Annotated in this window: 29 protein-coding genes; 9 read left to right on the forward strand and 20 right to left on the reverse strand. The window is 57.5% G+C overall.

Annotation, left to right across the window (positions count from 1 at the left end; genetic code table 11):
* Positions 1–565 precede the first annotated feature (565 nt).
* From HIJ39_RS13500 to moeB, 4 genes are all read left to right on the forward strand, one after another.
* Positions 566–895, forward strand: coding sequence for a pentapeptide repeat-containing protein (locus tag HIJ39_RS13500; RefSeq protein WP_420824575.1), 330 nt, complete (start codon positions 566–568; stop codon positions 893–895).
* Positions 896–1,292: 397 nt separating this feature from the next.
* Positions 1,293–2,351 carry a WD40/YVTN/BNR-like repeat-containing protein gene (locus HIJ39_RS13505; RefSeq protein ID WP_169100561.1) on the forward strand — a complete coding sequence of 353 codons (1,059 nt, stop codon included), beginning with the start codon at positions 1,293–1,295 and terminating at the stop codon, positions 2,349–2,351.
* Positions 2,351–2,623, forward strand: coding sequence for a ubiquitin family protein (locus HIJ39_RS13510; protein WP_169100563.1), 273 nt, complete (start codon positions 2,351–2,353; stop codon positions 2,621–2,623). The genes HIJ39_RS13505 and HIJ39_RS13510 overlap by 1 nt, the downstream gene beginning before the upstream one ends.
* A 28-nt stretch (positions 2,624–2,651) precedes the next feature.
* A complete protein-coding gene (moeB, locus tag HIJ39_RS13515; protein ID WP_169100565.1) occupies positions 2,652–3,809 on the forward strand; it encodes a molybdopterin-synthase adenylyltransferase MoeB in 1,158 nt (385 codons plus the stop codon).
* On the opposite strand, the gene HIJ39_RS13520 is transcribed toward moeB, so the two are convergent.
* A complete protein-coding gene (locus tag HIJ39_RS13520) occupies positions 3,806–4,060 on the reverse strand; it encodes an N-acetyltransferase (protein ID WP_169100566.1) in 255 nt (84 codons plus the stop codon). The genes moeB and HIJ39_RS13520 overlap by 4 nt on opposite strands.
* Before the next feature lie 96 nt (positions 4,061–4,156).
* Here HIJ39_RS13520 and HIJ39_RS13525 point away from each other — a divergent pair, with 96 nt between their 5' ends.
* Together HIJ39_RS13525 and HIJ39_RS13530 are read left to right on the forward strand one after the other, a co-directional pair.
* Entirely contained in the window at positions 4,157–5,068 is a 912-nt protein-coding gene (locus HIJ39_RS13525) for a succinylglutamate desuccinylase/aspartoacylase family protein (protein ID WP_169100568.1), read from the forward strand.
* Between the two features lie 91 nt (positions 5,069–5,159).
* Positions 5,160–5,735 (forward strand): NADPH-dependent FMN reductase, encoded by a 576-nt coding sequence (locus HIJ39_RS13530; protein WP_169100570.1) that lies wholly within the window; start codon positions 5,160–5,162, stop codon positions 5,733–5,735.
* 103 nt (positions 5,736–5,838) lie between these two features.
* Here HIJ39_RS13530 and ilvA read toward each other — a convergent pair whose 3' ends face one another.
* From ilvA to metG, 12 genes are all read right to left on the reverse strand, one after another.
* On the reverse strand, positions 5,839–7,074 hold the full coding sequence (gene ilvA / locus HIJ39_RS13535; protein ID WP_169100572.1) for a threonine ammonia-lyase: 1,236 nt from the start codon (positions 7,072–7,074) through the stop codon (positions 5,839–5,841).
* Positions 7,071–7,910 (reverse strand): pur operon repressor, encoded by an 840-nt coding sequence (purR, locus tag HIJ39_RS13540; protein ID WP_169100573.1) that lies wholly within the window; start codon positions 7,908–7,910, stop codon positions 7,071–7,073. The genes ilvA and purR overlap by 4 nt, the downstream gene beginning before the upstream one ends.
* Positions 7,907–8,677 (reverse strand): NTP transferase domain-containing protein, encoded by a 771-nt coding sequence (gene mobA / locus HIJ39_RS13545; RefSeq protein ID WP_169100575.1) that lies wholly within the window; start codon positions 8,675–8,677, stop codon positions 7,907–7,909. Before mobA ends, purR begins: the two co-directional genes overlap by 4 nt.
* A gap of 4 nt (positions 8,678–8,681) precedes the next feature.
* Positions 8,682–9,545, reverse strand: coding sequence for a 4-(cytidine 5'-diphospho)-2-C-methyl-D-erythritol kinase (gene ispE, locus HIJ39_RS13550; RefSeq protein ID WP_169100577.1), 864 nt, complete (start codon positions 9,543–9,545; stop codon positions 8,682–8,684).
* A 53-nt stretch (positions 9,546–9,598) separates the two neighbouring features.
* Positions 9,599–12,238, reverse strand: coding sequence for a cyanophycin synthetase (cphA, locus tag HIJ39_RS13555; RefSeq protein WP_169100586.1), 2,640 nt, complete (start codon positions 12,236–12,238; stop codon positions 9,599–9,601).
* Position 12,239: 1 nt separating this feature from the next.
* Entirely contained in the window at positions 12,240–13,040 is an 801-nt protein-coding gene (locus tag HIJ39_RS13560) for a cyanophycinase (RefSeq protein WP_207711670.1), read from the reverse strand.
* A 131-nt stretch (positions 13,041–13,171) separates the two neighbouring features.
* Positions 13,172–13,426: a Veg family protein gene (locus tag HIJ39_RS13565; protein ID WP_338055175.1), complete on the reverse strand. Its 255-nt coding sequence runs from the start codon at positions 13,424–13,426 to the stop codon at positions 13,172–13,174.
* Between the two features lie 135 nt (positions 13,427–13,561).
* Positions 13,562–14,032 carry a ribonuclease H-like YkuK family protein gene (locus HIJ39_RS13570; RefSeq protein WP_169100597.1) on the reverse strand — a complete coding sequence of 157 codons (471 nt, stop codon included), beginning with the start codon at positions 14,030–14,032 and terminating at the stop codon, positions 13,562–13,564.
* Positions 14,033–14,041: 9 nt separating this feature from the next.
* Positions 14,042–14,914, reverse strand: a complete 873-nt coding sequence (rsmA, locus tag HIJ39_RS13575) for a 16S rRNA (adenine(1518)-N(6)/adenine(1519)-N(6))-dimethyltransferase RsmA (protein WP_243239672.1) — start codon at positions 14,912–14,914, stop codon at positions 14,042–14,044.
* A gap of 7 nt (positions 14,915–14,921) precedes the next feature.
* A complete protein-coding gene (locus HIJ39_RS24655) occupies positions 14,922–15,911 on the reverse strand; it encodes a 3D domain-containing protein (RefSeq protein WP_275107335.1) in 990 nt (329 codons plus the stop codon).
* Positions 15,912–15,981: 70 nt separating this feature from the next.
* On the reverse strand, positions 15,982–16,767 hold the full coding sequence (locus HIJ39_RS13585) for a TatD family hydrolase (protein ID WP_169100598.1): 786 nt from the start codon (positions 16,765–16,767) through the stop codon (positions 15,982–15,984).
* Positions 16,764–18,641 carry a methionine--tRNA ligase gene (metG, locus tag HIJ39_RS13590; RefSeq protein ID WP_243239674.1) on the reverse strand — a complete coding sequence of 626 codons (1,878 nt, stop codon included), beginning with the start codon at positions 18,639–18,641 and terminating at the stop codon, positions 16,764–16,766. Before metG ends, HIJ39_RS13585 begins: the two co-directional genes overlap by 4 nt.
* Before the next feature lie 432 nt (positions 18,642–19,073).
* Between metG and HIJ39_RS13595 the strand changes: the two genes are divergently transcribed.
* Complete coding sequence (locus HIJ39_RS13595) at positions 19,074–19,322, forward strand: AbrB/MazE/SpoVT family DNA-binding domain-containing protein (protein WP_169100600.1); 249 nt, start codon at positions 19,074–19,076, stop codon at positions 19,320–19,322.
* On the opposite strand, the gene rsmI is transcribed toward HIJ39_RS13595, so the two are convergent.
* Genes rsmI through HIJ39_RS13625 form a run of 6 tightly spaced genes read right to left on the reverse strand, consistent with a single transcriptional unit; the run spans position 19,319 to position 23,399 of the window.
* Entirely contained in the window at positions 19,319–20,164 is an 846-nt protein-coding gene (gene rsmI, locus HIJ39_RS13600; RefSeq protein ID WP_169100601.1) for a 16S rRNA (cytidine(1402)-2'-O)-methyltransferase, read from the reverse strand. The two genes, HIJ39_RS13595 and rsmI, sit on opposite strands and share 4 nt — an antisense overlap.
* Positions 20,151–20,411, reverse strand: coding sequence for a GIY-YIG nuclease family protein (locus HIJ39_RS13605; protein WP_338055176.1), 261 nt, complete (start codon positions 20,409–20,411; stop codon positions 20,151–20,153). Before HIJ39_RS13605 ends, rsmI begins: the two co-directional genes overlap by 14 nt.
* A complete protein-coding gene (locus HIJ39_RS13610; protein ID WP_169100603.1) occupies positions 20,408–21,124 on the reverse strand; it encodes a DNA polymerase in 717 nt (238 codons plus the stop codon). The genes HIJ39_RS13605 and HIJ39_RS13610 overlap by 4 nt, the downstream gene beginning before the upstream one ends.
* Positions 21,111–21,437: a cyclic-di-AMP receptor gene (locus HIJ39_RS13615; RefSeq protein WP_169100604.1), complete on the reverse strand. Its 327-nt coding sequence runs from the start codon at positions 21,435–21,437 to the stop codon at positions 21,111–21,113. Before HIJ39_RS13615 ends, HIJ39_RS13610 begins: the two co-directional genes overlap by 14 nt.
* A 16-nt stretch (positions 21,438–21,453) precedes the next feature.
* The gene (tmk, locus tag HIJ39_RS13620; RefSeq protein WP_169100605.1) at positions 21,454–22,071 is read right to left on the reverse strand and encodes a dTMP kinase; all 618 of its coding nucleotides are present in this window, start codon (positions 22,069–22,071) and stop codon (positions 21,454–21,456) included.
* Entirely contained in the window at positions 22,050–23,399 is a 1,350-nt protein-coding gene (locus HIJ39_RS13625) for an Orn/Lys/Arg family decarboxylase (RefSeq protein ID WP_169100607.1), read from the reverse strand. The genes tmk and HIJ39_RS13625 overlap by 22 nt, the downstream gene beginning before the upstream one ends.
* Positions 23,400–23,596: 197 nt before the next feature.
* Between HIJ39_RS13625 and HIJ39_RS13630 the strand changes: the two genes are divergently transcribed.
* Complete coding sequence (locus HIJ39_RS13630; RefSeq protein WP_169100609.1) at positions 23,597–24,226, forward strand: DUF5666 domain-containing protein; 630 nt, start codon at positions 23,597–23,599, stop codon at positions 24,224–24,226.
* A 163-nt stretch (positions 24,227–24,389) separates the two neighbouring features.
* Positions 24,390–25,310, forward strand: a complete 921-nt coding sequence (locus HIJ39_RS13635) for a ferritin family protein (protein ID WP_169100611.1) — start codon at positions 24,390–24,392, stop codon at positions 25,308–25,310.
* On the opposite strand, the gene HIJ39_RS13640 is transcribed toward HIJ39_RS13635, so the two are convergent.
* Positions 25,307–26,575 carry a 3-hydroxy-3-methylglutaryl-CoA reductase gene (locus HIJ39_RS13640; RefSeq protein WP_169100613.1) on the reverse strand — a complete coding sequence of 423 codons (1,269 nt, stop codon included), beginning with the start codon at positions 26,573–26,575 and terminating at the stop codon, positions 25,307–25,309. The two genes, HIJ39_RS13635 and HIJ39_RS13640, sit on opposite strands and share 4 nt — an antisense overlap.
* Positions 26,576–26,688: the final 113 nt, after the last annotated feature.

Raw genomic sequence — 26,688 nt, forward strand, 5'->3', positions numbered from 1 at the left:
GATTTTGGGATTTTCCGCCAGTATTACTGCCAAAATAGCGCCATCATCCCATTGTTACCGACTATGACGCAGCCCTGGAAATTTTTAATGACGGGAATCGAAGCCTCCCGCGCGAAGAGATTGGCCGCCGCCCCTCACGCGGGGCGGGCCCGCGCGATAGGGCGAGAATCTGCGGTGATAATAGGCGTCGATGCTCTTGCAGTCTTACGATCGCTGGGCGACGCTGGCATGTGCTCACCGACATCGCTATGCTGGAGGTGTAAAGCTCTAAGGGGGGACACCATGGCGCAATCGGAGCGCATCAGGCACCAGCAGTTTACCGCTTGGCCCGAGGAATTCGAGGGCGGCGAGGGCCTATATTTCGAGCAATGCCGTTTTGCTGGGGCATCTCTGCGCGACATTGAAACGGTGCGCTGTACCTTTGACCGCTGCGACTTCACCGGAGCCGCGTTCAACGGCTCCAGCCACAACAACCAGCGCTTTTTTGAACTCCATCTTCACGGGAGCCAACTTCTTTGGCGTTCGATTGGCACAATGCAAGATGGTTGGATCGAGTTTCCAGGACGTGCACTGGACCGGAACGACCATTCAGGGTGGGGACTGGTCCTACTGCAATCTTCGCTACGCGCGTGTGCCGCAAAGCGATTTTTCAAATGCCCGGCTGGTGGAAACCGACTTTTCACACGCGGATCTCAAGCAGTCGCTGTTCCGCAAGGCGGACCTCTCTCGGGCCATTTTAAGCCAAGCCCAACTTAAGGGGTCAGATCTGCGTGGAGCACGTGTGTCTGGAGTAGACTTCCGCGAGGTTTCGCTAAATGGCGTGAAATTGGATTTTCTTCAAGCCGCCTTGGTCTTGCAATCACTTGGCGCCGAAGTCCTAGAGGAAGACCTCTGAGATCCTGTCCTAGGTCACCCAAAACATAATGTGGCTATCGCAACACGTGCCAGCGATTGTTGGGATGATGCGAGAATCTCCCACCTCGAACCCTTTTCGCGAATAATCCCGCAATACTTATCAAATCTGTCGGTGGTGCTATACTCGAGACAAGAAGAGCTCGCTCACTGACGAGCAGCCAGCCGCGACATCCCGTGCGCTGAGCTCTGACACGGGGCTGACTCAAAAGGTACCTTGGCAGTGATGCCATCCCTAAAATGTGCCCGTTTTACCCCGGTTAGTGGAGGAAGCGGGTCATCTACCTCCCTGTTTTCGGGGGTCAGGTGGGAGAAAATTTTAGGGCAAAAGCCTTTTGAGTCAGCCCCTAAGAGCTTCGCATAAGAAAGGATGTGGCGTATTGCATCTTTTAATTGGCACCGCTAAGGGCCTCTTTCGGTTCCATTCCGTCGACCGACATCGTTGGGAAGCCCTCGGCCCCGTTCAGATCGGAACCCCCATCTACACCAGCGCCTACAATCCCGAGGGCGGCACCCTATACGCAGCTGTGAATTCGGAATTCTATGGGCCCTCCATCCGGCGATCCCACGATTGGGGTGAAACTTGGGACACTGGGGGTACTGGCCTTCAATATGCGCCTGACGACCCGGAAAAGGTCACCCGGGTCTGGGCCATTCACCCAGAAGGCGGCCATCTTGTCTACGCCGGGGTTGAGGCCAGTGGCCTATTCCGGTCGATAGACGGGGGCGACACATGGTCCGAAGTCAAGGCGCTGCGAGACCATCCCACTCACGAGAGCTGGGGACCGGGATATGGCGGCAAGTGCCTTCACACCATCGCCGTCGATTCGTTTAACGCCGAACGGCTCTATGTGGCGTGCTCATCCGGCGGCATCTATCGATCCGATGATGCCGGCGAGCATTGGCTACCCATTAATCAAGGTATTCGGGCCGATTTCATGCCGGAAGATCAGCGCTATCCGATTTCCGGCCAATGCGTGCATAAATTCGTTTTGTCTCCGGTCGCCGAGGGACGCATTTGGCTTCAAAACCATGGCGGCGTGTACCGTTCTGACGACGGCGGCACATCGTGGGAATCGGTCGGCGACTCTCTCCCGTCTGACTTCGGCTTCCCCATTGTGACCCATCCCCAAGACGCCGATCGCGCTTATGTCGTGCCGCTTGAAGGGTGGCCACGCTGGTCGCCGGACAATGTCCTGGCTGTCTATGAGACCCAGGATGCGGGGGGCCATTGGACACGCCGTCACGAGGGACTCCCCGCCCCAACATTTAGCGGGGTACTGCGCGACGCCTTTACCCGCGACAATGCCTCGCCCTTGGGCTTGTACTTTGGCACGACGTCCGGGGCCGTGTTTCACTCAGCCGACGCTGGTGAGAGCTGGCATCTCGTGGCCGAGCATCTGCCCCGCATCTACTCGGTCGTCGTGGCGGAAGACTAATGGTGACGGTTCACCTGCCGGACGACTTAGCCTCTGAATTTGGGGCTAAGCCGACGCTGTCACTCTCTGTCCACAATCTCGGCGAGCTTTTTGCCGCATTGGAGAGCCGCCACCCTGGCATGGCCACCTGGCTGTCGGAAGCGGACGGTCAGATACGCCCCAACCTCAGCATCTTCGTGGCGGGATCAAGACTGCCCAACGGAGCCGGGCCGGAGAGTCCCATTCCTCACGGAAGCGAAGTTTGGATTCTCCGTGCGATATCCGGAGGATAACGAGGGCGGGGGGAAAGTAGGGATGTCGATGGAAGCCGTTAGCGGACGGGCCTGGACCGCGCGTATGATGGCGCGATACCAACGGCAAATGGTGCTCCCGCAAGTGGGCACTCACGGTCAAGAGCGCCTTTTGGCCAGCCGCGTGCTGATTGTCGGGGCGGGTGCCCTGGGGTCGGCCGCCGCCACCTATTTAGCCCTAGCCGGGGTAGGAATTCTCGGGCTAGCCGATGGTGATGTGGTGGAACTGTCCAATCTGCACCGCCAAATTCTGCATGATGAGACACAGGTGGGCCGAGCCAAGACCCAGTCCGGTGCCGAACGTCTCCGCCAATTGAATCCAGACGTCACGGTCATCGAACATCAAGCGTTTCTCACCAGTGACAACATGATGGGGCTGGCTTCTAACTACGATCTCATTGTCAACGGGAGCGACAATTTCCCGACCCGGTATCTTGTCAATGATGCGGCGGTCTTGACCGGAATTCCAATGGTCGATGCCGCCATTTTGCGCTTTGAGGGTCAGCTGGCAATCTATCGGCCGGGTCGCGGCTGCTACCGGTGCCTTTTCCCGGTCCCCCCACCCCGCGGTTTAGTTCCCGACTGTGCTGAAGCTGGCATCCTAGGCGCCGTAGCCGGCGTGCTGGGCAGTATGCAAGCCGTTGAGGCCCTGAAGATTCTTTTGGGTCTGAACGATGATCAAGAGGGCGGCCTTCTCTTATACGATGCTCTGTCGTCAAGCTGGCGCCGCATGGTGTTTCACCGAGATCCAAATTGTGCAGTATGTGGAGACCACCCAACCGTCACCGCCCCCATCGATTACGAGGTCTTTTGCGGCTCGGAAACCGCAGATCGCGCACCGGAAGGGCCAATGCCATATGCGGTCCGCGTCGAGGACGCCGCTGATTTTATGCGAAACCGGAGACCCTTAGTTATTGACATACGAAATGTGGAAGAGTTTAGGGCCGGCCACATCCCCGATGCCCGCCATTGTCCAATGGAAAATCTTGATCACCTGGTCAATGAGCAAATCGGGGATCAACCGATTCTGGTTGTCTGCGCAAGCGGTCTCCGAAGCCGCTATGCAGCCGAATATCTAAGGCTTCGGGGATTTGTCGCCTCCACCCTTGCCGGCGGCACGGTGGCTTGGCAAGAGGCCGGGCTCCCAATCGCCCAGGAAGATCGTTAGGTCAAAACGCGGCGGACGTGGAAAAAGGGTCCATTCTCGCCTATAACCCGAAATCCCGCCTTCTCATACATGCTGGGCGGACCGTGATGCGCCATCTGATCGGGACCTAATCCTTCCTCGTGCACCGAAGCGGCCATATCCGCGGGGTTCCCCACAACGTGCGCATCGATGCGCCGAGCACCCATTTGTCTCAACGCCTCGACAGCCGCATCCAGCAGTTGGCGGGCCACCCCGGCGGCGATTCTCCTCACTGCGGCGCCCGCTCCAGTCCCCGTCAGACTATTTTCATGGCAGGAATAGGGTCCGCCGTCGCGAATGCTTGGTCATCACCCAGGGGAGGAATGAGGATGGTAGGAAAAACACGCCAATGGCTCGAAGTTCCGGGAACAGAAGTCCGCCTTCCAGCCACCGACATTCAAGGCGCCGGTTCGGGACCCACTCTCTTCATCACGGCGGGGGTGCATGGCGGCGAATATACCGGGATTGAAGCCAGCATCCGATTGGCAACTGAGTTGAACCCCGAGCAGCTAAACGGGCGGGTCAAAATTATCCACCTATCTAATCCGCCGGCCTTTTGGGCCAAGCGGCAGTATGTGAATCCGCTGGACGAAAAAAATCTCAACCGGGTCTTTCCCGGTAATGCTCAAGGGTCAGTCACTGAACGAATCGCTGATGTGGTGATTGCCGAGGCCCGCACCGCCGACTTCTGGGCGGATTTGCACTCCGGAGATATTCATGAAGCGCTTCTCCCGTTCACGCTATTTTCCGACCAAGGCAGCCTCAGAGTGGCTCAGCAGGCGGAACGTCTGGCCCGCGCCTATGGAATCGACCATATCCTGCGATCAACCTCTATTGCCGGCGGGAGCTATGCTGCCGCCGCTGAACTAGGCATCCCCGCCATCACGGCGGAATCGGGACAGCTCGGTCGGATGAGCGACGCAGACGTGGCCGTGCACCTTCGCGGACCGAAGAGCCTCCTTAAGCATCTCGACATGCTCCCCGGGATGAAGCCACCACTTCTTACGGCTCCCGTTCTGACACAGTTTGCTTGGATTTCCTCGCCCGCTTCGGGACTCTATTACAGCGATCTTGCTGCAGGACAGCGGGTGTCCGCCGGGCAGCTGGCCGGCCTGATACGTGACATCTTCGGCCACAGGGTTGCCGAGGTCTTGGTTCCGCAGGATGGCATCATACTATTTACCGTAGCTTCCCTGGCCATTAACCAGGGTGACCCGCTCTTTGCGGTGGCCGCTCCCTAAAGAGAAGCCTCGACACCTCAATCGGTCGCCTCGCACGATCATGCTACAATATGCTTACGAATTTTGAGCTTCTTGCCGAGGAGGCGCATTCATGCCGACATTGCTTGTCATCATTGCCAGCACCCGCCCCGGGCGAGTAGGCTTGCCCGTGGGTCGGTGGTTCCAACAATTTGCCCGCCAACACGGAGCCTTCGATGTGCGCGTTGCGGACTTGTTGGAGCTGAATCTTCCCATGATGGATGAGCCCAAGCATCCACGCTTTGGAGACTATCAGAATCCCCACACGAAGCAGTGGAGCCAAATCGTGGATGCCGCCGATGCCGTGGTGCTAGTCATGCCGGAATACAACTACGCCATGACCGCCCCCTTAAAGAACGCCCTAGACTATCTGTCTCGCGAATGGCAGTACAAGCCGGTCGGCCTGGTCAGCTACGGCGGTGCATCCGGCGGGCTTCGGGCGCAGCAAATGGTTAAGCTGGTGGTTACCACGCTAAAGATGATGCCCGTGCCCGAAAGTGTGAGCATCCCCTTTGTCGCCAACTATATCAAAGAGGGCGCCCTTGAGCCGACCGACTTTATGATTCAGTCTGCCCAAGCCATGTTGGACGAAATGGCGCGGTGGGAAGAAGCGCTGCGCTCACTGCGCGCATCCACCCGCCACTCCTAGAGACTTGCACGCCAAACCCCCGGACTAGTAATCCGGGGGTTCTTATATGATGGGCCGACGTTCCACTCATTGCGCCAGACCGCTCGTTAAGAAGTGATCGCCATTACGGAAATTTTGGCGCCTCCCGCTCGACCGAGACTTGGTAACCATGCTGCGTCAGCGCTTCCAGGATTTCTTGCCGATGGCCGGCGTTCCGGGTCTCCACGACCAAACGCACGCTGACATCCACCGGCGCGATGCTCGGGTCCCATCGCTCGTGACTGACCCGAATGACATTGGCCTTCAAGGAGGCCACCAAATCCAGGAGTCGCGAGAGCTGGCCCGGACGGTCGGGGATCACTGTCGCTAGATGCAGTTGCCGGCTTTCCTCCACCAACCCCTTTTCAATGATGCGGCTTAAAAGGGTTACGTCAATGTTGCCGCCGCTCACCACTGTGGCGATGGTCTGGTTGCCGACCGGAATTTTTCCGGCCAGCAGCGCCGCCAAGCCCACGGCACCAGCCCCCTCGACCAGCAATTTAGAGCGCTCGAGGAAGATAAGAATGGCGCGGGAAATATCATGTTCGTCAACCGTGACCAGCTCATCGACGTAATGCTGAATCATGGCAAACGTGAGGTCGCCCGGCCGCTTTACCGCAATCCCGTCGGCGATGGTTCGCACCGATTGGGCTGGCAACAATCGACCTTCACGAACGGAATCCACCATGGCGGGAGCTCCTACGGCCTGTACGCCAATCACCTTAATACGCGGATAGCGTGCCTTGGCAGCCAGCGCAATCCCCGCAATTAGTCCGCCACCGCCCACCGGCACAACCAAAGTATCCAGAGTCGCGCGTTCGTCTAGCATTTCCAGCCCTATAGTCCCTTGGCCGGCAATAATCAAGGGGTCATCAAAAGCATGAACGAGCACACGGCCGGTTTGCTGGGCCATCCGTTCCGCTTCCCGGAAGGCATCATCGAAACTTTCGCCCACTTGCCGAACTTCCGCACCATAGGAACGGGTCGCTTCAATTTTGGTTAATGAAGCCCCCTCGGGAGTTACAATCACGGCGGTCGTGCCAACCAGACCGGCGGCCAACGCCACCCCCTGGGCGTGGTTCCCGGCCGAAGCCGCCACCACCCCCCGCGTGAGCTCTTCGGAGCTCAGTTGGCGGATGCGATTGTAGGCACCCCTTAGCTTAAAAGATCCGGAGCGCTGCAAATTCTCTAACTTGAAAAATACCCGTGTCCCAATCAAATCATTAATATAGCTTGACTCCTGCAGCGGGGTCCGGTACGTGATGCCGGCCAGGGCCGCTTCCGCCTGCCGGACATCATCCAATGTTGGCCACTTCGTCATTCGCTGTCGTCCTCCCATTCCACCAGACGCTGTACCCAATCCGTCGGCGCCACCACGCCCGGTCCCTCCCCGTCGCGGTCCCACTCTAAAATAGCGCTGTAATCGTCCACCAATTTCTTTTTCGGCGCGCGCATGGCGACAAGAACGCCCACCCCAACCACATGGGCACCAAAGTCGCCCAACAGATCCTGGGCCGCTCGGGCAGTGCCCCCAGCCTGCATAAAGTCGTCGACAAACAGGATACGCCCCCCGCGCACCGGGGCACGACGAGCCAAAGACATTGACTGCACACGCCGTGAGGAACCGGACAAATAGTTGATCGACAGGGACGAGCCTTCCGATAGTCTGTTATCTCGCCGCATCAATACCATATCCACCATCAGGGCTCGAGCACAGGCTAATGCCAAGGGAATGCCGCGGGTTTCGACGGTCGCGACGTAATCGACGCCAATGGGACGAAACCGCTCCGCTAACAGGGAGCCCATCACATCGATCCGTTCGGGACTAAACAGCAAGTCGGTGACATAGAGAAACCCGTCCGGTGTCATACGGTCGGGGTTGGTCAGTTCCTCAACAAAATGCTTCAAATGAGTCCGAATCCGTCCCACATCGAGTGCTGGGCGAAAGGTCACGCCCCCCGCCGCCCCCACTTGGGAATCAATATAGCCGAGTCCATGGCTCTCCAACGCGTCTTTGATCAACAACAAGTCTTCACTAAGAGTGGATTTAGCTACCGATAGCTCCCGACTTAAATCGGTCAGACTAAGCTGGGTGCCCGGATGGGCTGTGACAATCCGCGCTAAAGCCACCAGCCGCTTATGCCGATGATCACTCACAGCCCACTCCATCCTTGCCCACTGGCATGTCCTGGCTCTCCCAGTTCGCGCTCCGCCAACGCCAAATCCTCCGGCTTATCCACGTCAACACCTGCTTCCGCATATGGGAAAATTACCGCCCTTCCACGGATGCCAAGCAAGCCACCGACCCGCGTCTCCGCCTGGGTTAGGGACAGTTGGCCGGTCAACAACCGCAGCAAGAGCCCGAATCCCACATCCCGGGCCAACTGCAGGGGCGCCTTGCGATGGGCCAAGAGCACCTCAGCCCGCTCCTTCAGCCGAGGCACCGCGGATGCGCGCGCCAAAAACAAATTGCCGCCTGTCACGGTCACATCTTTCAAGCGCACGTAGGTGCGCTTAGTGCCGGGAAACCGGCGTTCTGCCGCCTCTTTGGGGATAACCGGATAGACCACGTCCACATCGTCCGGCGCGGCCTTCAAAAAGGCCTCGACAACCGCCGGGGTCAGCCAGGGGATGTCGGAGGTCACAAATAGAACCTTGTCGGCGTTTTCTGGGGCGGTGGCAAGGCCTTGCAGGATATTTTGAAACAAGTCGCCGGTCATTGGGGCCAACTGCACACCCTCGCGGCTTAGAGAAACTGGCCCAACCATACCAACGGATGTGATGGACGGCGACGATTTCAGCGCCTCAAGCACCCAATCGACCATGGGACGTCCCCCGACCACTATCTCCGCCTCATATTCGGCCGTGCTGAGAGCCTTCAATTGTCCCTGATTCGTCTGCCCCGCCAAGACAATCGCGTGCACGCCATCACTTCTTTCCCCAAGAATCTAAAACGGTGGTGGGCTGAGCCCAGGGGACTCCCCGCGCCGTAAGGCGGCGGGCCATCCACTCAGCCCAGTCCTCATCCTGTCCCAGAATAAAATACGTGGGCCCGCTTCCTGACATAGCTATCGGGAATCCCTCCGCGGTCCGCTGAAGGAGATCCCGAAACTCACGGAGCGCCGGCAACACCGCAAGCGCCGGCTCCTCTAGGTCATTAATCAAATCCCCAGAATCCGGCAAGGCCCCTGTCTTCAAAGCCTCAATCACCCGGCCTATCTGTTCCCCATCGGAGGGTTTACCCATCCGATCATACGCTTCATAGACCCGTGGCGTCGAGAGGGAGATGCCGGGATTCGCCAAAACCACGCCAGCCGGCCTCATAGGCGGCAGCGTGGTTAAGATGTCACCATACCCTTCCGCTCGAGCCGTTCCCCCGCGGACGAAAAATGGCACGTCCATGCCCAATTCCCCTGAATCGTGCACCGTCTCGGAGAAGGGCAATTCCGACGCATAGGTCAATGCCCATCGAATCACCGCCGCAGCATCTGAACTGCCCCCACCCAATCCCGCACCCACGGGAATCACCTTGTCCAACCGCCCTCGGATGGGGGGAAGTCCCGCAATACGGGCAGCACACCATGTATAGCTACGGACCACGAGATTGGCGGGGTCCATGGGCAAATCGCTGCGTGAAGACTCCCATAGCATATGATCGGACGGCTCCAGATACAACTGATCAGCGAACGCCACTGTTTGCATGACAGTATCCACAGGATGAAAACCACTCTGGTCCCGTGGACCGACCCAAAGTCCCAAGTTGATTTTTGCCGGCGCTTGGTACCAAGGCATTGATATCCCCTCGCCCCAAGACTTCGGGATGAGCGGCGGAAAATCCTTTTCCCTCAAGCATGCTCAAGCATCACATCGGCCGCCTGCGCTCGCATTTGCAAGGCCGTCTCCGCCGCCTCTCGCACTAAGCCATAGCGCTCATACAACACCAACACCAGCGATCCCGGCGGCGCGTGAAGAACGGCCTCCTCGACCGCCTTGTGCTCGTCCACAATCACCCGCACATCATCAGGGGTTAGCGTTCCACGAGACAGTACGCCGTTTCTAATGATATCCGCGACTTCGCCGGGTGCTCGTCCCCGCAAATCCGCATCCTCGCGGATAATCACATGATGGCTAAAGTCGGCCACGACTTGGGCAGCGGCGTGAAGGTCATTGTTTCGCCGATCACCCGGCAAACCCAAGACCGTGACAATGCGTTCGGGTTTTAACCGTCGGCAAATACCCCCTAACGCGGTAATGGCTGGGACGTTGTGTCCATAATCCACGAGCACTCGAATATCATCGCCTTGCAACATTTCAAGCCGCCCGCGGTTCAGCCCTGCCCCGCCGGCGGGGAAGGCCTTCAGCCCCTCCGCCACTTGCCGCGGAGAAATGCCAAGAGAGAGCGCTGCTGCTGCCGCCGCGGCGGCATTGGCCACGTTGATGGCAGCTACCCCCCCAAGACTGGCGGGCAACGCACGAGTGCCGATAAGGCGAGTCGTTTTGTCTCCCTGAGCGTAGTAGAGATATCCATGCTTAACGTACACCGCTTCCCCACCGGTAGCGAGATGGGCCTCCACTGCCGGATTGTCCGAAGCGGTGGAAAAGAGCACCACAGCTCCGCGGCAACGGTCGGCTAATCCTAGAACGTTAGGATCATCCGCATTCAGCACGGCTTTCCCCCCAGGACGCACCACATCAACAATCAGCGCCTTTAAGTGAATCAGGTCCTCGAGCGTCTCAACGCCGTCCTGACCGAGGTGGTCCCCACCAATGTTGGTCACGACGGCGACATCCAAATCATCAAAACCCAGGCCCCCGCGCGCCATGCCGCCACGAGCCGTTTCCAGCACAGCCATCTCCACGGTGGGATCATTGAGAACCAGCCGCGCCGACCACGGACCGGTCAAATCGCCGCTTTTAATGAGTTCCCCGCCAATCGCGATGCCATCGGTGGTACACATGCCGACGCGGAACCCCGCGCGGAGCCCCATATGTCCCAACATGCGGGTCACCGTCGTTTTACCGTTGGTTCCCGTGATAGCGGCGAGCGGAATGCGCCCGTTGTGATCGCGGAATAGGTGTTCCACGATACGATCTGCTACGGGCCTGGCGGGTCCTTCATCGGGGAAGAGATGCATGCGGAGTCCGGGTGCAGCATTCACTTCAATAATCGCGCCTCCCGCTTCCTGCAACGAACAGTCCAATCGGGGAGTCACCACATCCACCCCTGCAATATCAAGACCGACGGCTTGGGCGGCGCGAATTGCGTCTCGTGCCAGAGCCGGCCCAATCTCGGCCGTCACATCATGGGCGGTGGCCCCTGTCGACATATTGGCGGTACGGCGCAAGGTGATGCAGAGGCCGTCCGGAGGAATAGCCTCTGGCGATTGACCCTGACAACTAAGGGTCTCCAATGCTTCTTGATCCAATTCGACTGGACTTAGAGGGAAGCCGTGATCTGGTCCACGGCGCGGATCCCGGTTCAGCGCCTCGACCAATTGGCGGATACTTGAACGGCCGTCGCCCACCACCATCGGGACACGCCGTTCGGTCGCTGCGACCATTTCCGAACCCACCACCAAGAGTCTATAGGCCGTGCCCGCAATTTGCTGCTCCAACCGAATCGGGCCCGGGGTCTCGTCACGCGCTGCCAGGAAGCCGCGACGTAATTGGTCCATATTGGTCACGTTCATCATGACACCAGCGCCATGATGGCCATCTGTCGGTTTAATCACAAGGGGTCCCCCCATACGGACTAGGGCCAACTCCGCTTCAGCCAAGGTGGTGACGGTCAGGCTTTCAGGGACCGGGAGTCCCGCATCACTCACCAGTCGGGCGGCCAAATTCTTGTCCTGTGCCGTCTCCACGCCGACGATGCTGGTCGAATCCCCCATGCTGGCTAGCACACGCCGCTGGCGTACCCCATGACCTAATCGGAGCAAACTCCCCCCGTCCAGGCGGGCTACCGGAATGCCACGCCGGCGACAAGCGTCCCAAATGGCTCGGGTACTAGGGCCCAGTCGAAAACCCGCAAGCGCGTTGCGAAAGCTCCCGAACCGTCTCTCAAAGTCCACCGTACCCGAATCCCATAGCGTGGAAACCACATCTATAGCGAGCTCTAATGCGGCTCGGCCACCGCCTTCGGTCTCCGACTCAAACACAATCCAAACCCGCGAGTCGTCGGCCTCTCGCGTCTTTCCATAAACCCCCTGTTCACCGCCAAGATACAGACATTCCAACGCCACATGTTCGACCACATGGCCAAGATAGGTGCCCTCTTGAAGGCGTTCGACAAAGCCCCCGCGACATCCGCGGGAGCAGTGATGCTCACTAAGCCCAGGCAAAAGTTGTAGTAAATTTTGGATAAAATGAGGGCGGGACGATGAAGGGAACCCAGCATATGGGCCCAGGTCCAGCAGCACCTCCATGCAAGGCCTAAGCACATGACGATTGGGACCCGGAAAGAAATTGGCGCTGACAATGTCCACGTTAGTCCTCCCTTTGCCGTTGATACGGTCTCCTGGTATTGAGGTCGAAACCATAGCCCTGAGGCAACACATGCAAGGTGACACCCGTAATGGCCAGGGGACGGTCGGCGCTAGATTCGGACGCATTGGTACACGCGACCTGGCGACCATCCAACAGAGTTACCGTGCGCGATCCCCAGACATCCACAATGCCTTGGTCAAGACGCACCTCAATGGCCGTGTCCTCATCCAACCCCACGCCTAGAATCCCTGGGTTTTGCGCCAAAGCCGAGAGCAACCGTCCGATCCGTCCTCGCTGGGAAAAGTGTTGATCAATCACTGCGCCCACCCAGAGGCCCATCCCAGGTGCCATGTGCACCGTGTTTTTAGTCGGCGCCTCTTCCGCGTCCCCCGTCACAATCATGGTGTCAGACATCATTGAGGCACCTGCCGACGTTCCCGCGATGTTGAGCCCCCGTTTATGTTCCTGAAGCAACGCCTGATGAAACGCCGTGCCCCCTAGAACGCTGGTAATGCGCAACTGATCGCCCCCGCTGAAAAACAAGGTGGCGGTGCCGACCATCCGCTCAACCATCGCGGACGCTTCGGCCTCCTTGCGGCTTTCCAGCGTGAAATCCAACACCTGGTCCACCCCTAAGTCGGCAAAAATCCGGTGGTATCGTTGGTAGGCACTTTCCCCTTGGCGGGACGCCGTGGTCACCACACCAATGGCCGGCGTTCGGGAAGACTGTTGCGTAAGTTCAACCACCCGCTTTAAAATGACCCGCTCGCCGGTCTTATCCTCATTTCCCCCAATAATCAATAACGGACCGATGAGTGTCGCCTCCTACAAAGAAAAAGAACGGGGTGCGCCTAGCGCACGCCGTTCTATTTTTTCCTCAGGCGACAACTTTATACCGAAAAGAAAACCTCCGGGACGAAGGCCTAAATCTTCTAGCTGGTCAGTGATTCGGGCAGGATGAGCTCCACGGTTTCCGTCAAAACATCCGTGTAGGAGTATGACACGCGCCGCTCGGATAGGTGACCTTCCTCGATTTTGACCACAAAGATGTAAGGATATGTCTTTTCCAAGATGCCTTCCTTTTCATCGACCTTCTTGCGGCCTTTATTCGCCTTCACCCGAATTCGCTCCCCCACATGCGACTCGAGTTCCTTTTTAATGTCATCCAAGACGCTCTTGGCTGCCACGCGATCACTTCCTTCCTCACAGATGAAGGGCAACAATAGAAATTTTAACATTCGTTGCTAGGAATGTCAAATGAGCCGATTATTTTAGCAAGGGACACCGCAGTGGTCAATAGGGTCCAGGAGAATTTTTGCTTTTCATTTGGTGTATTTGTCCGCCACCGTCGATGCCCCAAAGGAATCCGGCTTGATGGCTGCCCGGTAGCCGCTCCCGGTCACCATTCCCACAATTTCCCGAATAAGCTCTTTGGTCTCCCCTTGGCGGCCCACATCAATATGAATTTGCACGTCAAAATCGGCCACCCCGGCCTTTTCCAACATCTCGGTCAGCTTGGATGCAACGGTCAAGCTCGTGGACGTTTCGTAGAAAATCTTCTGTCTCAGGCTCTTAATGGCGCGGCGATGCGACCGGTGAAAGTAGTAGCGGCCCCCCTTGCCCAGATGGTGAATGACCACCGCGGTAACCAGCACGGTGTCGTGCCGCGTATGAGAGTCTGTGCCGATAATTAGCCGATATTGGTCATGCGGCTCGCGATTTAAAAATTCCAAGAGATCGGTAAACATTTCCTCAAAGCTCATCCGACCCTTGGTGGGGCTTTCAAAAATCACGACACTTCCTCATTTCCTGTGTGGTATGGCCGACGCCAGCCGCACCCATTGGTCCAAGGTCAATGCTTCGGCTCGGGCCATTGACGAAATGTCCAGCGCCTCAAGAAAGTGTTGCCACTCGTTTTTACTCAGGGGGGACCCGGCCGCTTGCGCCAAAGCTTGCCGCAGCGTTTTGCGACGGTGCTGAAACCCGGCGCGTACGACCCAGCGGAAGGCGTCCCATGATACCGGCAACGGAGGGTGCGCGATTAATTGTATCACACTTGAGAAAATTTCCGGAGCTGGGATGAAGTGTTCCGGTGGCACACGGTCAATCCCCCAAATCACATCCGCCCGATAGCGCAAAAGAACGCCGAGAGTCGACGACGCACGCCGGCCCGGATCTGTGACCAACCGTTCAGCCACCTCACGCTGCACCATGAGAACGGCTCGATCCCAGGCCAAGGGCTCTTCCAGCAGTTTGCCGAGGAGGGGAGCCGTAATATAGTAGGGCAAATTTCCGACCACACTCACGCCTTGCCACCCATGGGCTCCGACCAATTCCGTCCAGGACAATGTGAGGGCATCCCCGTAGGTAACCTCTAATTGCCCAGGGAACTCTTCTCCCAATGCATCCAACACGGGAAGCACGCGACCGTCCAGTTCCACCGCCAACACGGTCGCGCCGCGTTCCAACAGTGTGCGGGTGAGAGCTCCGAGCCCGGGTCCAATTTCCAACACCCGGCCTTGGCACCCTTGAAGTACCAGATCCGCTATCGCTTGAAGTGTGGACGAATCAACCAAAAAGTTTTGGCCCCATTGATGAGATGGGGCCATTTCCAAGTCTTTGAGTGTGCTGGCCAGCCCTTCGGGCGAGCGTGGATCACGATAGCGCAGTGCCAACCCTCCATTACGACCCGACTATGTACACCGTGACGGGTCTAACACCCCAGCCTTCCGCCTGAACCCCCGTGTTGAAGCAGAGGTCAATCCGGTCACCGATAATCGCGGATCCGGTGTCGGCAGCGATCGCAAATCCGTATCCCGGAATATAGAGATGTGTTCCCAAGGGGATAACGCTAGGGTCAACCGCCACCACGCCATACTGTGCCTTTAATCCTAACTTGGTATACCCGTTGGACCACGCCGGATCAGGCCAGTAAGCCGTGCTGAGCATGGCGATGCTACGCGTGAACTGCGGGACCGATGCTCCTCGATTGACCGGTTGGGCGGTTCCATAGTCAATGACTTCGGTAGTGGGACCAACAGCAACGCGGCTCTTCATTGTCTTTGTCCACGCGACCCGCCCGTTGACCATCATCGCCTCCAGCGTCTTGACCCGTTTGCCGTCCCGTCCCTTAACGGCGATTTTGCTCGTCCCGTGATTCATCCCGGCATCGGCACGATGCACAACCTGAAAAGGAATTTCTTCTGTCACCTGCTTGGTAACCAATTTACGGCGGATGACGTTAATCGTTGTAGAACCTGTTATTTTGGCGGTGAAAGCTGGGCGCACCAAATCCAGCGGCGCAAGCTTGACTTTGGCCGCGTCCAGTACCGCCTGCACGCGATATTGCGTCGTCCAGACATGAATCCGACGATGGGCCGTTTTCACCCACACCGGGATAGCCTCCTGCACAACCACCTTATTGGCGGCCGTTAGCGTACCCCCGGCCGGAAGTATTTTGTCATGGACATTGGCCTTGATGCCTGCCTGTTGAAGAATGTTTTTGACCTTGCTGCGAAATGTCCACAAAGAATAGTCACGTTTTCCGGTGGGGCCTTGAACCATAATGTCGACATGTCGGAACTGCGAACCCACAACCCCAGCGCCCATTGCCGCGAAGGCAGCGACGCCGAAAAGCCATGACCGCAGACCGAACGTTCTCCATTTAGCCAATAGCCGTCCTCCTTTTGCATCGCACTCCCTCAAGAGAATTCTCTCCTAAAAAATCACTGTTTTTCCATCATTACCCAATATTCGGGGAGACAGAAAACAGTGATAGGGTATTCGACAAAGTATTGTCAAATACCTGCTGGGTCAAGCAATTTTTTTGTGCAGCAACCACTTCCGCCACCCGAATGACCCGAAGGGGTTCATTGCGCTGCCCGCGCCAGGGGACGGGTGAAAGGTATGGCGAATCGGTTTCGATGAGCAACCGATTCATCGGTACCAACGGCACCACGGCACGCAGATCATGCGCACTTTTAAAAGTAATGGCTCCGGAAAAGGAAATATGCCAGCCCAAATCCAACACCGCTTCGGCAAAGGCGGCGGTACCGGTAAAACAATGAATCACACCCATTTTCCATCCCACCGACCGGATAATGGCCAGCGTATCTTCCTCGGCTTCGCGAGTGTGAACCGAAGCCGGTACGCCAAGATCCCGCGCTAAGGCCAGTTGGGCTTCAAAAACACGCCGCTGCACATCGCGGGGACTGTGGTCGTAGTGATAGTCGAGGCCAATTTCTCCGATTCCCACCACGCGTTGCTGGTTTTTGACCCAGTCCCGCAACTGATGTAAATCTGGGTCTTCGGAAAACAACCGGCTGTCGTGGGGATGCACACCGACCAGCGCCCATGCCGCGTCATGACTTTTAGCAAAAGCGACTGCCTTTTCCGAACTGTCCATGGTATAGCCAGGTACAATCACGCCAACCCCCTCCTGAATCGCACGCTGATACACAGCGTCGCGATCGGGAGAAAAATCCTCATCCTGGAGGTGGCAGTGACTATCCATTACACGAAGCGTCATTTCACCCGCGCCCCTTCTGGCAGCGGCGACACCGGCGCCACCAAACTCAGCCGCCCATCGGCAGACCCAGCCAGCAGCATACCCTCGCTGACGATGCCGCGAAGCTTTGCCGGCTTTAAGTTGGCTACCAGCACGACCTGCTGTCCCACCAACGCGTCGGGCTCATAATGCGCACGAATTCCCGATACAATGGTCCGTTCCCGTTGACCATCAAAAACCGTTAACTTCAGCAGCCGATCGGCTCCCTTGACCACTTCGGCGCTGCGCACGGTCCCCACACGTAGATCGAGCTTCTGAAAATCCTCGATGGCAATGAGGTCGCTTTCCTCCTCTGCGCTCTTGGGAGCTTCGACCGGCTCGATGCGGGGAAAGAGCGGCTCCCCGCGGCGAATCTCCAAGCCTTTGGCATCAAACCCAAAGACAGCCTCGGTATAACGAGACACCGGGGTGTCCAGCCCCAGCTGCCGGCGGATTTTCTCGGGCGTCTCTAGCAGAAACGGGGTCATCAGCACGGAAACAATGCGCAGCGTCTCCCAGAGCCCGTAAAGCACATTGCCAAGCTTCACCGTCTGATTTTGCTTCACCAAATCCCAGGGCTTTTGCTCCTCAATGTACTTGTTGGCCCGCCCGACGAGACGAAAAATAGACACCAGCGCATCGGAAATCGCCAACTGCTCCATGGCCTGTTCCACTTCGCGATAAACGGAGGCGGCTTCGCCTGCCAGAATCCCATCATCCTCCGCTGCCACCAGCGGCGGAACTTTGCTGCCCCAGAAACGGTTAATCATGGCCGTTGTCCGAGATAGCAAGTTGCCCAGGTCATTGGCCAAGTCCACGTTGGTACGGAGCACCAACGCTTCTTCGGTATAACTGCCATCCGCCCCAAACGGCACCTCACGCAACAAAAAGTACCGCACCGCGTCGGTGCCGTAGCGATCCAGCAGCTCAATCGGGTCGACAGCATTCCCCATGGACTTGCCCATCTTGTTCTGACCGATCAAGAGCCATCCATGGCCAAAGACCCGCTCTGGAAGGGGCAGATCCAACGCCATCAAGATGATGGGCCAGATGACGCTGTGAAAGCGCACAATCTCCTTGCCCACCAGGTGGACATTAGCCGGCCAGGCCGCCTCGAATTGAGCCTCGTTTTGTAGATACCCGGCGGCGGTGAGATAGTTAATCAGCGCATCGAACCAGACATATATCGTATGTTCAGGATCGTCCGGAACAGGAATGCCCCAACGCACTCCCGTACGGGACACCGACAAGTCCTCGAGACCCGCGTCAATGAAATTCAGCATTTCGTTGCGGCGCGAGGTCGGCTGGATAAAATCGGGGTGACCCACAATGTAGCGCCGTAATCGATCCTGGTAGCGGCTTAGACGGAAGAAATAGCTTTCCTGCTTGACCCGCTCAACCGGACGGCCACAGTCCGGGCATTTCCCATCCACCAATTTGGATTCGGTCCAATAGGATTCATCGGGCAGGCAGTACCATCCCTCGTAGACTCCCTTGTAAATGTCCCCCTGACGAACCAACCGCGCGAAAATAGCCTGTACAACCTGCTCATGGCGGGTTTCGGTGGTTCGAATAAAGTCATCGTAAGAGACCCCCAACCGCTTCCATAAGGGGTCCTGGATGAACTCCACAATCTTGGTGACGAATTCCAGCGGGCTTTGTCCGATTTCATCCGCCTTCTTTTGTATCTTCTGGCCATGCTCGTCCGTACCGGTGACAAACAGCACTGATTCACCCCTGAGCCGGTGAAATCGTGCCAACGCATCCGCCGCCACCGTAGTGTAGGCATGACCCACATGTAAATTGTCACTTGGATAATAAATGGGCGTGGTAATGTACCACTGAGACTGTCCCAACGTCGTTCTCTCCTTTTGGGGACGCAGCGCCGAAGCCAATAAAAAACCCCTTCGCATGAAGGGGCGACCTAAGGCCGCGGTACCACCCTTATTGGTTCTCTACGTCCGATATCGGGGACCTGCCGGAAGCCCTACTCATCATTTCAGGCTTCAAGCTCCGGGGCCATATCCAGCACCTTCTGCCACCGGGCTTTCACCGTCCCCGGCTCGCTTAGGGTTTCCGAATGCCAGTCTCCCCATCGTCGCTCGTGTTTGGTGGGCATTCTAGCAAAGCCCGGAGATTTTTGTCAAATGGACGGTCATCCGCAGAATTCGACGTTCCGACTAAATGCCTCCATAAATTCGACAAATTTCACGCTATCGATTGACTATTTTTTGGAAGTTCTGGTATTATACTGGTATCGTCATGTCGAAAAAGAAAGGGGTTTTCTCATGAAGTCAACGGGAATTGTGCGTAGGGTGGACGAGCTAGGCCGTGTGGTATTGCCCATTGAGCTGCGTCGCACGCTGAACATCAGCGACAAAGATTCATTGGAGATTTATGTCGATGGCGAAAAAATTGTCCTTAAGAAGTACGAGCCGGCTTGTATTTTTTGCGGCAACGCGGAAGGCATCGAAACCTATCGGGGTAAAAATGTATGCCAATCTTGCCTCAAGGATTTGAACACCGAAGCCGTCTAACCGCTATCATGCACTCGTTGGTATAGCTCCCGTCGCAACACACCGTACTGACGGGCCACCTGCCGAATCGCCTCGTTGGGATGAAGGCCATCGCTCACCAGTTGTCTCACCCGGGAGATAAGTTGAGGCCACTCAACTTCACCGCTTCCGGGCATTTTTTTGAGCGGACCCACGACTAACACGCATTCTCCACGCCATGCACGATCTTGATCCCGCAATTCGGCGAGAGGGCCGCGCCAAAACTCTTCAAATTTCTTCGTCATCTCCCGCCCTACTAACGCTGTGCGGTCGCTCCCCAGCGTCTTGGTCAAGTCCTCCAACGTCTCTGCCATGTGGTGCGGCGCCTCATAAAGCACGGATGCGTGGGGCCATTGGGCAATTTCTTCCAAAACCGCGCGGCGATCCGGACCCGATCGGGGCAAAAACCCCCAAAAGGCATATGGTGCGGGAAATCCCGAAGCAGCAAAAGCTGTGATGCCGGCACTGGGCCCGGGAATGACAGAAACCTGAAGCCTCGCCTCCCATACTGCATCGACTAATTCCTGGCCCGGATCGGAAATAGCCGGCATCCCCCGGTCCGTGACCAATGCGACACGATCGCCCGCTTGGAGACGACGAATCAAGTCAGGAATTCGTTCTTGGGTGTTATGGGCGTGAAACGACACCATCGGCTTCTTGATGCCTGCATGATGCAACAAGAGTCCGGTCACCCGGGTATCTTCAGCGAGCACCACATCACACTCCTGCAACACCTTCTGAGCGCGGGGCGACCAATCCTGTAAATTCCCGATGGGCGTACCAACCACGTATAAGCAGGCTGGCGAAAGGCTATCCCTCGTCATGCAACAATTCGCCTCCCAACGCTAGTTTGTCCTCATGGGTCAGGCGTTTGACCCGCCGTTCCTCTCGGAGGGCCGTGCCATGGTTGTAAGGACCCGAACACCACCATAGCCCCAAGGGCCCGCGGCCACGCGTATAACGAGCCCCCTGCCCACGTCGATGCTGTGCCAACCGGCGGGCGATGTCCGTGGAAATGCCTGTGTAGAAGCTGCCGTCGCCGCAACGAATCACGTAAACCCACCAAGTCACCGGGCTTCCTCCGAAGGCCAAAGGCGTCGCAACTGTGCCGCCGCCAACTCGGCATTGCCATTAGCTTCCAGCTGACGGTGAATGGCGGCCAGGGCCTCCCAAACCGCCAGCCATTGCGACTGTCCGGTGTGGCGATATCGATCGCGAACCCAGTAGGTGGCGGCGATCACCCGGTCACCGGTCAGCGGTTCCGACCAGAGAGTCTCAACCACCGCGGAAACATCGGTCCGGGCGCCGTCGTCCCCCACCCGCCACCATTGGCAACGGCTTCGAATGGTCGCCATGAGGCGATCGGGGTGTTCGGTCACCAACAGGTAAATTGCGTATGATGGTGGTTCCTCGAGGTGTTTTAATAAATAGCTTTCTGCCTCGCGACCAAGACTATCCGCCGGCCGAATGATGACCACTTTGGCCGGCGACCACAACGGTCCAGACTTCAAGCCGGCTATGCCGGCCTGAGCCTCCTCGCGCCGTATGGTGGCGCCTTGGGGCACGACTTCAAATACGTCGGGATGCGATGACCAGGGGGTCTGGCATGAACGACAGCAGCAACCCGATTGCCCGCCGGCCTCGCACAGAAGGCGCGGCACTAACTGAGCCAAGACCCGGTCTTGTGCCGCTTGGCTTCCGCTGATAATGAGGGCTTGGGCCAATTGGCCAGCGTCCACCGCCGACATCAGCATCTGATCCGACAAATGACTAGAACTTCTCATATCGATCGACATCAACGACAAACACCGTAGCGCCTCCGACCGTGACCTCTACCGGAAAGGGTACGTACGGTTCCCCGCTATGAGCAGGCGTTTGAGGCGTCAATGTCTCATGCCGTTCCGAACTGGTGCGGCGAAGCACAGCCAACACTTGCTCCACATCGTGCTCTTCAACCCCCACCAAAATGGTGGTATTGCCTTCTCGCAGGAAGCCGCCGGTACTAGCCAGCTTAGTGGCCCGAAAGCCGCGGCGGTTAATCTCCGTGACCGCCCGCCCTGCATCCTTGTCCTGCAGTATGGCGATAATCAGCTTCACTTGGACTTCTCTCCCTTCAGCTTGTCATCCTCCGCGCCACGGCCCGGACTAATGTATCGAAGACGACATCCGCCGGCTGCCGGCAATCGACCACCAGCCAGCGCTCCGGATCCTGACGTACCAGCCATTCGTACCCTGCCTCAACCCGTGCAAAATAGGCAAGGTCCCGTTGTTCAAGGCGATCGGGGCTCCCCGTTTCGTACGGTTGTCCCCGAAGCCATACGGTGAGGTCCGGAGTGCGCCCCTGAGTTGCAATACGATTAACGGTCATAACCGCCTCGACGGATAAGTCCCGGCCAAATGCTTGATAGGCGACGCTGGAGTCAATAAACCGATCCATCAGCACTACCGCCCCTCGAGTCAATGCCGGCAATACAATTTGATGCATAAGCTCGGCCCGAGCCGCAGCAAACACAAGAAATTCAGCAAGTGCACTCCCTGCCTCGACACGATGCAAAATCACATTGCGAAGCGCTTCGCCCAAAGCCGTGCCGCCTGGTTCACGTACGGCAAGAACCTCCACCTTGTCCTGAAGCCAGCTTTTTAGCCGCTCAATTTGGGTGGTCTTGCCGACGCCATCCAATCCTTCCAACGTCACCAAAAGCCCCGACGTTACTCCAGAACCGCGATCCACAACTGCCCGTCCTCCTGCCGCACTCCTTCAATATGCCCTCTGCCTGTACCATGCCACCATAGCACCCAATCCTTGACATCTTCGGATACCTGTTCTCCGGGGATCGCCACCGGAATTCCCGGTGGATAGGGGGTAATCGCTTCGGCCAGCACCAAGCTCCTCGCACGTTTTAAAGGAACCCACCGGGAGCTTCTCCCCCAGGTCTCGCGCACGGATAGCACGACCGGAGGTCGGGGCAGCATGATCGGTGAAAGTCCCCCGTCCCCTGAGGTCCCGATGTCCTCCAAAGCCCCGATTAAACGCCCCAGATCCTGGTGCGGAGACACAAAGAACGTTGCGCTTCCGGGGGACGTTTTCTCTAGCTCCCCAAACGCTGCCACTGCCTCGGCGAGCTCCGGACCGGGCCCGAGAATCGTTAGACGCGCAGGATCGGCCTCTAGTCCCCGTCGTTCGGCCCATGGCTGCAATACGTGCACGCCTCGTTTCTCCAGTGTATTCCAAAGTTCCTTCATGCGCCCAGCAAACCTTTGCCAGTCTTCCTGAGCGGTTGGCTGACGCCGCTCCCATTGCAATCTGTCGAGCGAAGCCAACAACAGATAGGAAGGACTCGTCGTGGCCAAAAGTTGCATCCAGCGGTCGACAGCCTCTTCCTTGATCCGCTGCGAGTTTAAGTGCAGGAGCCCCGTCTGCGTGAGCGCCGCATCACTTTTATGCACCCCATGGATGATTAAATCCGCCCCCAGATCGATGGCTGACGTGGGAAACGACGCCCCGCGCCAATGACTCCCGTGCGCCTCATCAACCACGACGTTAAGGCCCTTGGCATGCGCTCGCTGGATGGACTCTCTGACGTCGGCAGCCAAGCCGTCGTACGTAGGCCGGGCAATAACCAATCCTGACGCGCCAGCGAAGCTCTCGGGAAAGTCCTCCAGCGGCAGAAGAACGCCTGCCTCTAGCACTGGGGGCCACAGCCACTCGACACGGTATCCACCAATCATAAGGGCTGTCAACACGGAGCGATGCATCGACCGATCCACAAGAAGCGTGCTGCCAGGCGGATTGGCGGCCAAAATGGCGGCGATCACGGGCAGTGTCGCCCCCTGGACGGAATACCAACTACGGCGCACGGAAAAGGAGGCCGCCATCAATGCTTCCGACCGTTCCACAGGGGTGGGATGGTGGTGCATGGGACCAATTTCGGTAATGTCAAAAGCCCAGTCGAGAAAATCCCCTTGGGCGGGCTGGATGCCTTTGTGACCGGGAGTATGCCAGCGCTCGCGCTGCTGACGCACGTAGTCGCGCAGCATGTCCAAGATGGGAGTGTCCATGCACCGAACGACCTCTCTCCGTGAGATGGCTTTATTGTACCGAATAAACGCCCTAGACGGTAACCGAGCGCTCGGAAGGCGAGCCGCTCTCAACCCTGACTCCATGGGCTGCAGCCCGCAAGCTCTTTCGGGATAAAAATGACGGACTTGGACTAAATGGGGCCAAGACGGAATATGTCCTACGGGGAGGGATCGGGATGAATAAGCGCTTCAATATGTCGCGCCGGACGGCGGGTTGGCTGGTGGCCATCTTTGCAGCTTTGGTCGTCATTCATTACGCGTACAACACCAGTGCCAAAAACTTGGCCCAGACCGTGATGGGCAAACCTGCCGCGGCCATTGCCCTCAGAGGGGAAGTCACCCAATTGGATGCCAACAAGATGACGGTCACGGTTGAGGATACCCACGGAGACTTAACCAATCTATCGCGGACTATCACCCTAACGAACAGCACCCGCTTTTTAGCCCCGGGCAAACCCCAGGCCACCGGGCAGTCGGGATTCGGCTATTTGAAGACGGGGTACCGTGTCTCGTTAAGCGGCCAGGTCACCGCGCAGAACGGCATCGACGCCCAAGTGGTGCAGGTCAACTTCCCGCCGATTAATGGCACGGTGGAGAAGCTGGCCGGCTCCCAAATGACCCTCAATGTCTCCGGCCAGCCGGCTCCTGCGGTGGTCAATCTCACGTCGCACACAGCCTATTTCATGCCCAATGGCGATGTGAGTGCCTTGAAGCAAGGTGCTGGGGTGCGGGTCTGGGTGATTCCCAATGGTGAGCCAGATTCTGGATTAACCGCTGTCACCGTAATGGTCAATCGTTCCCAATAGCTTGAATTTCAACCGGCCATTCGAGAGCTTCCGCCCCGCGGAGGCTCTTCGTGCCAATTTGACGTTTGCACGCTGGGGTGACTTGATCTATTCTTATACGTATGTAAAGTGCCAAACTCGTCCCCATGGCTAGATTTCGCACCGACTATTGGAGGAATTGTTCGTGATAAAGATTTTCCCTCAGTTTGAAGAGGATTTATTGATCCGGTTGTTTCACAAAGGGGTTAAGGCCCAGTGGACTGTGGCGGACGTCGAATGGGAGCAGCCCCTCATGATGCAAGACGACGAAGCCCGCGCCTTGGCTCATATGTTGACGCCGGTGTACCTTGGCGAACAGTCGGCGATGATTGGCGCGAGTGTGGTATTGCCTCAAATGGCGATGGCGGGGGAAACGACCTCGCAAATATACCTCAGCAGCTTTTTAATGGATGAGGCTCGGCACTTTGAAGTTTTGACGCGCTTGTACAAGCGGCTGGAAGAAGATCCGCTCAATGTACGGCAAATGCCCGCTATGTTGCGGTATCACAACCGTTTGCGCAAAGGCGATCGGATCGACTGGGTCTGGGGTATATTGATTTCGGATGTTTTTGCCAAAAACTTTTATCAAATTTTCTCGCGTTCCCAGCCGGAAGCGCTGTTTGGTAGTCTTTCAGGACGGATTTTGCAGGATGAATCCCGGCATCAGGCGTTTGCTGAGCATTACCTGAAGCGCGCCGTTCCGACGCTTGAGCCCGAGCGTTTAGGAGCTTTGGTTAAGATGAAGGATGACCTGCTGGATACGATGGATAATATGTATGACCATCTGTTAGATGACGCCAAGCGGTTGAATATTGACGGCCGGAAATTCCTGGATGACTTGCGTGCTGAAATCGAACACAAGGCACATCGGATTGGGTTGGATCAGCCGCACGGGGACGACGATGGGGCGGTTAAGCGGGTCTTCCAAGGAATTGGCGAGGGCGTCAAGACAGCCCGGCAGGATGTCTCAAACAAGTTTCAAGCATTAAAGGCATCGCGTTGCGATACGTGCTTTGTCGCGCTGCTGTGCCGCACGCGATTGGTGACTGCCGCCCGCTGCGTTTAAGTCGGGCGGTTCCCACCGCGTTCCAAGTGAGCGCGGAAAAAGTTTTCACTGCCATGGCTGGCCATAGACGCAGACGCCGAGATCTCCAATGCCAACGCGGCCGCTGCGATAATCTGGGCCAGCCTCTGTGCAGAACCCGGCCCCTGGCATCCGAGCAGCCGCAGATAACTCTGGGCGTGAGGCAGCGACGTACCGCCACCCACCGTTCCCACCTCAATGCCGCCCAACTGCAGACTAAACGCGGCTCCGTCCGGCAGCGCTTGAATTGTGGCGTGGGCCATACTGCTGGTGCCGACCATGCCTAAGTCCTGCCCAGTGGTCAGAAACAGCGCGGCCACAGCCGATGCTGGGGTAAAGGCGAAAGACTGCATGCCGCTGGCGTTGGAACCGTGCAGTCCCGTCCATTCTAAGCGTTTAATTTCGTCGACGGTGGTATTCAAAAATCGCCGTAATTGTTGATGCGTCAGCTTGGCGGACGCCATGACCGTCTTGCCGTGACCACCGTTATAGTGCTCGTGGCTGGGCTTTTTGTCTCCACCCATATTCGCCTCAAGAAAAATGTTAACCAGGTGCCAACCCTTATCCTCGATGCGGCGCACAATTTCTCGGTTGAGCGCATAGGCATTGCGGGTAATCATGTTCGGGCCGCAAGCTTCCCCCGTAAAGAACCGATACAACAAATGGCATACCGAGCCTACCAGTTGGGCATCAATGTTCAGCAGCACCGCATGTCGGGAGACATCGGCGACCGTTTGGGAGGGCTTCAGCTGCTTGTCTGGGTGATTGGGGTCGTTCAACCACGCGGCCAATCCCTCGCGTTCCTGCAGCACCCAATCATAAAAGGCTTTGGATTCGTCGCCAGAGTTAAACACGAAGGCTGAATCCCGCGTCATCATATCATTCAGCAGATAGGTTTTGACGCCGCCCGCACGGTTAAGTACGTGAAAGCCGCGTTGCATGGACATGGACAGCCCGCCCTCGGTGTGGGCCAAAGGAATATAAACCGCGTCGTCTTGGTAGCGGTCCGTCTCCACCAAGCATCCGTCTTGCCAGGCATAGCGCCCCAAGTTAATTTTTGCAGGTCCCACCACCGAAACCGGCATCACCATTTGGCCAGTCAAAGCCTCTTGAAACGAAGCCAATTGCGATGGGTCGACGCTCCACTGAAAAATCCGCTCATCCTCATCGCGCCATCCGGGAAGCTGTCGAAGCACCGCTTGGCGCTCATGGATCGCTTCCTTGTGATTTCGGTGGGACCAAGCCATGGATTTCTCCTCCTATGTACAAAAATCCCGCTTTCGGCGGGATAAAAAATGGGTCGGCACGGCCTGATGATCCCGGGGCCCTGCGGCCCCAGTAGTCTCAGCGTGCGCGAGGG

It is taken from the genome of Sulfobacillus harzensis (assembly GCF_012933365.1).
GTDB classification, from domain to species: domain Bacteria; phylum Bacillota; class Sulfobacillia; order Sulfobacillales; family Sulfobacillaceae; genus Sulfobacillus_B; species Sulfobacillus_B harzensis.

Coding starts and splice junctions, on each gene's coding strand:
- moeB (WP_169100565.1), top strand. CDS start 2,652: ATGGAAGCCGTTAGCGGACGGGCCTGGACCGCGCGTATGATGGCGCGA.
- HIJ39_RS13595 (WP_169100600.1), top strand. CDS start 19,074: ATGAAGTCAACGGGAATTGTGCGTAGGGTGGACGAGCTAGGCCGTGTG.
- HIJ39_RS13510 (WP_169100563.1), top strand. CDS start 2,351: ATGGTGACGGTTCACCTGCCGGACGACTTAGCCTCTGAATTTGGGGCT.
- HIJ39_RS13585 (WP_169100598.1), bottom strand. CDS start 16,767: ATGACGCTTCGTGTAATGGATAGTCACTGCCACCTCCAGGATGAGGAT.
- HIJ39_RS13530 (WP_169100570.1), top strand. CDS start 5,160: ATGCCGACATTGCTTGTCATCATTGCCAGCACCCGCCCCGGGCGAGTA.
- HIJ39_RS13525 (WP_169100568.1), top strand. CDS start 4,157: ATGGTAGGAAAAACACGCCAATGGCTCGAAGTTCCGGGAACAGAAGTC.
- rsmI (WP_169100601.1), bottom strand. CDS start 20,164: ATGACGAGGGATAGCCTTTCGCCAGCCTGCTTATACGTGGTTGGTACG.
- ilvA (WP_169100572.1), bottom strand. CDS start 7,074: ATGACGAAGTGGCCAACATTGGATGATGTCCGGCAGGCGGAAGCGGCC.
- HIJ39_RS13625 (WP_169100607.1), bottom strand. CDS start 23,399: ATGGACACTCCCATCTTGGACATGCTGCGCGACTACGTGCGTCAGCAG.
- ispE (WP_169100577.1), bottom strand. CDS start 9,545: ATGCCTTGGTACCAAGCGCCGGCAAAAATCAACTTGGGACTTTGGGTC.
- HIJ39_RS13630 (WP_169100609.1), top strand. CDS start 23,597: ATGAATAAGCGCTTCAATATGTCGCGCCGGACGGCGGGTTGGCTGGTG.
- HIJ39_RS13640 (WP_169100613.1), bottom strand. CDS start 26,575: ATGGCTTGGTCCCACCGAAATCACAAGGAAGCGATCCATGAGCGCCAA.
- HIJ39_RS13610 (WP_169100603.1), bottom strand. CDS start 21,124: ATGAGAAGTTCTAGTCATTTGTCGGATCAGATGCTGATGTCGGCGGTG.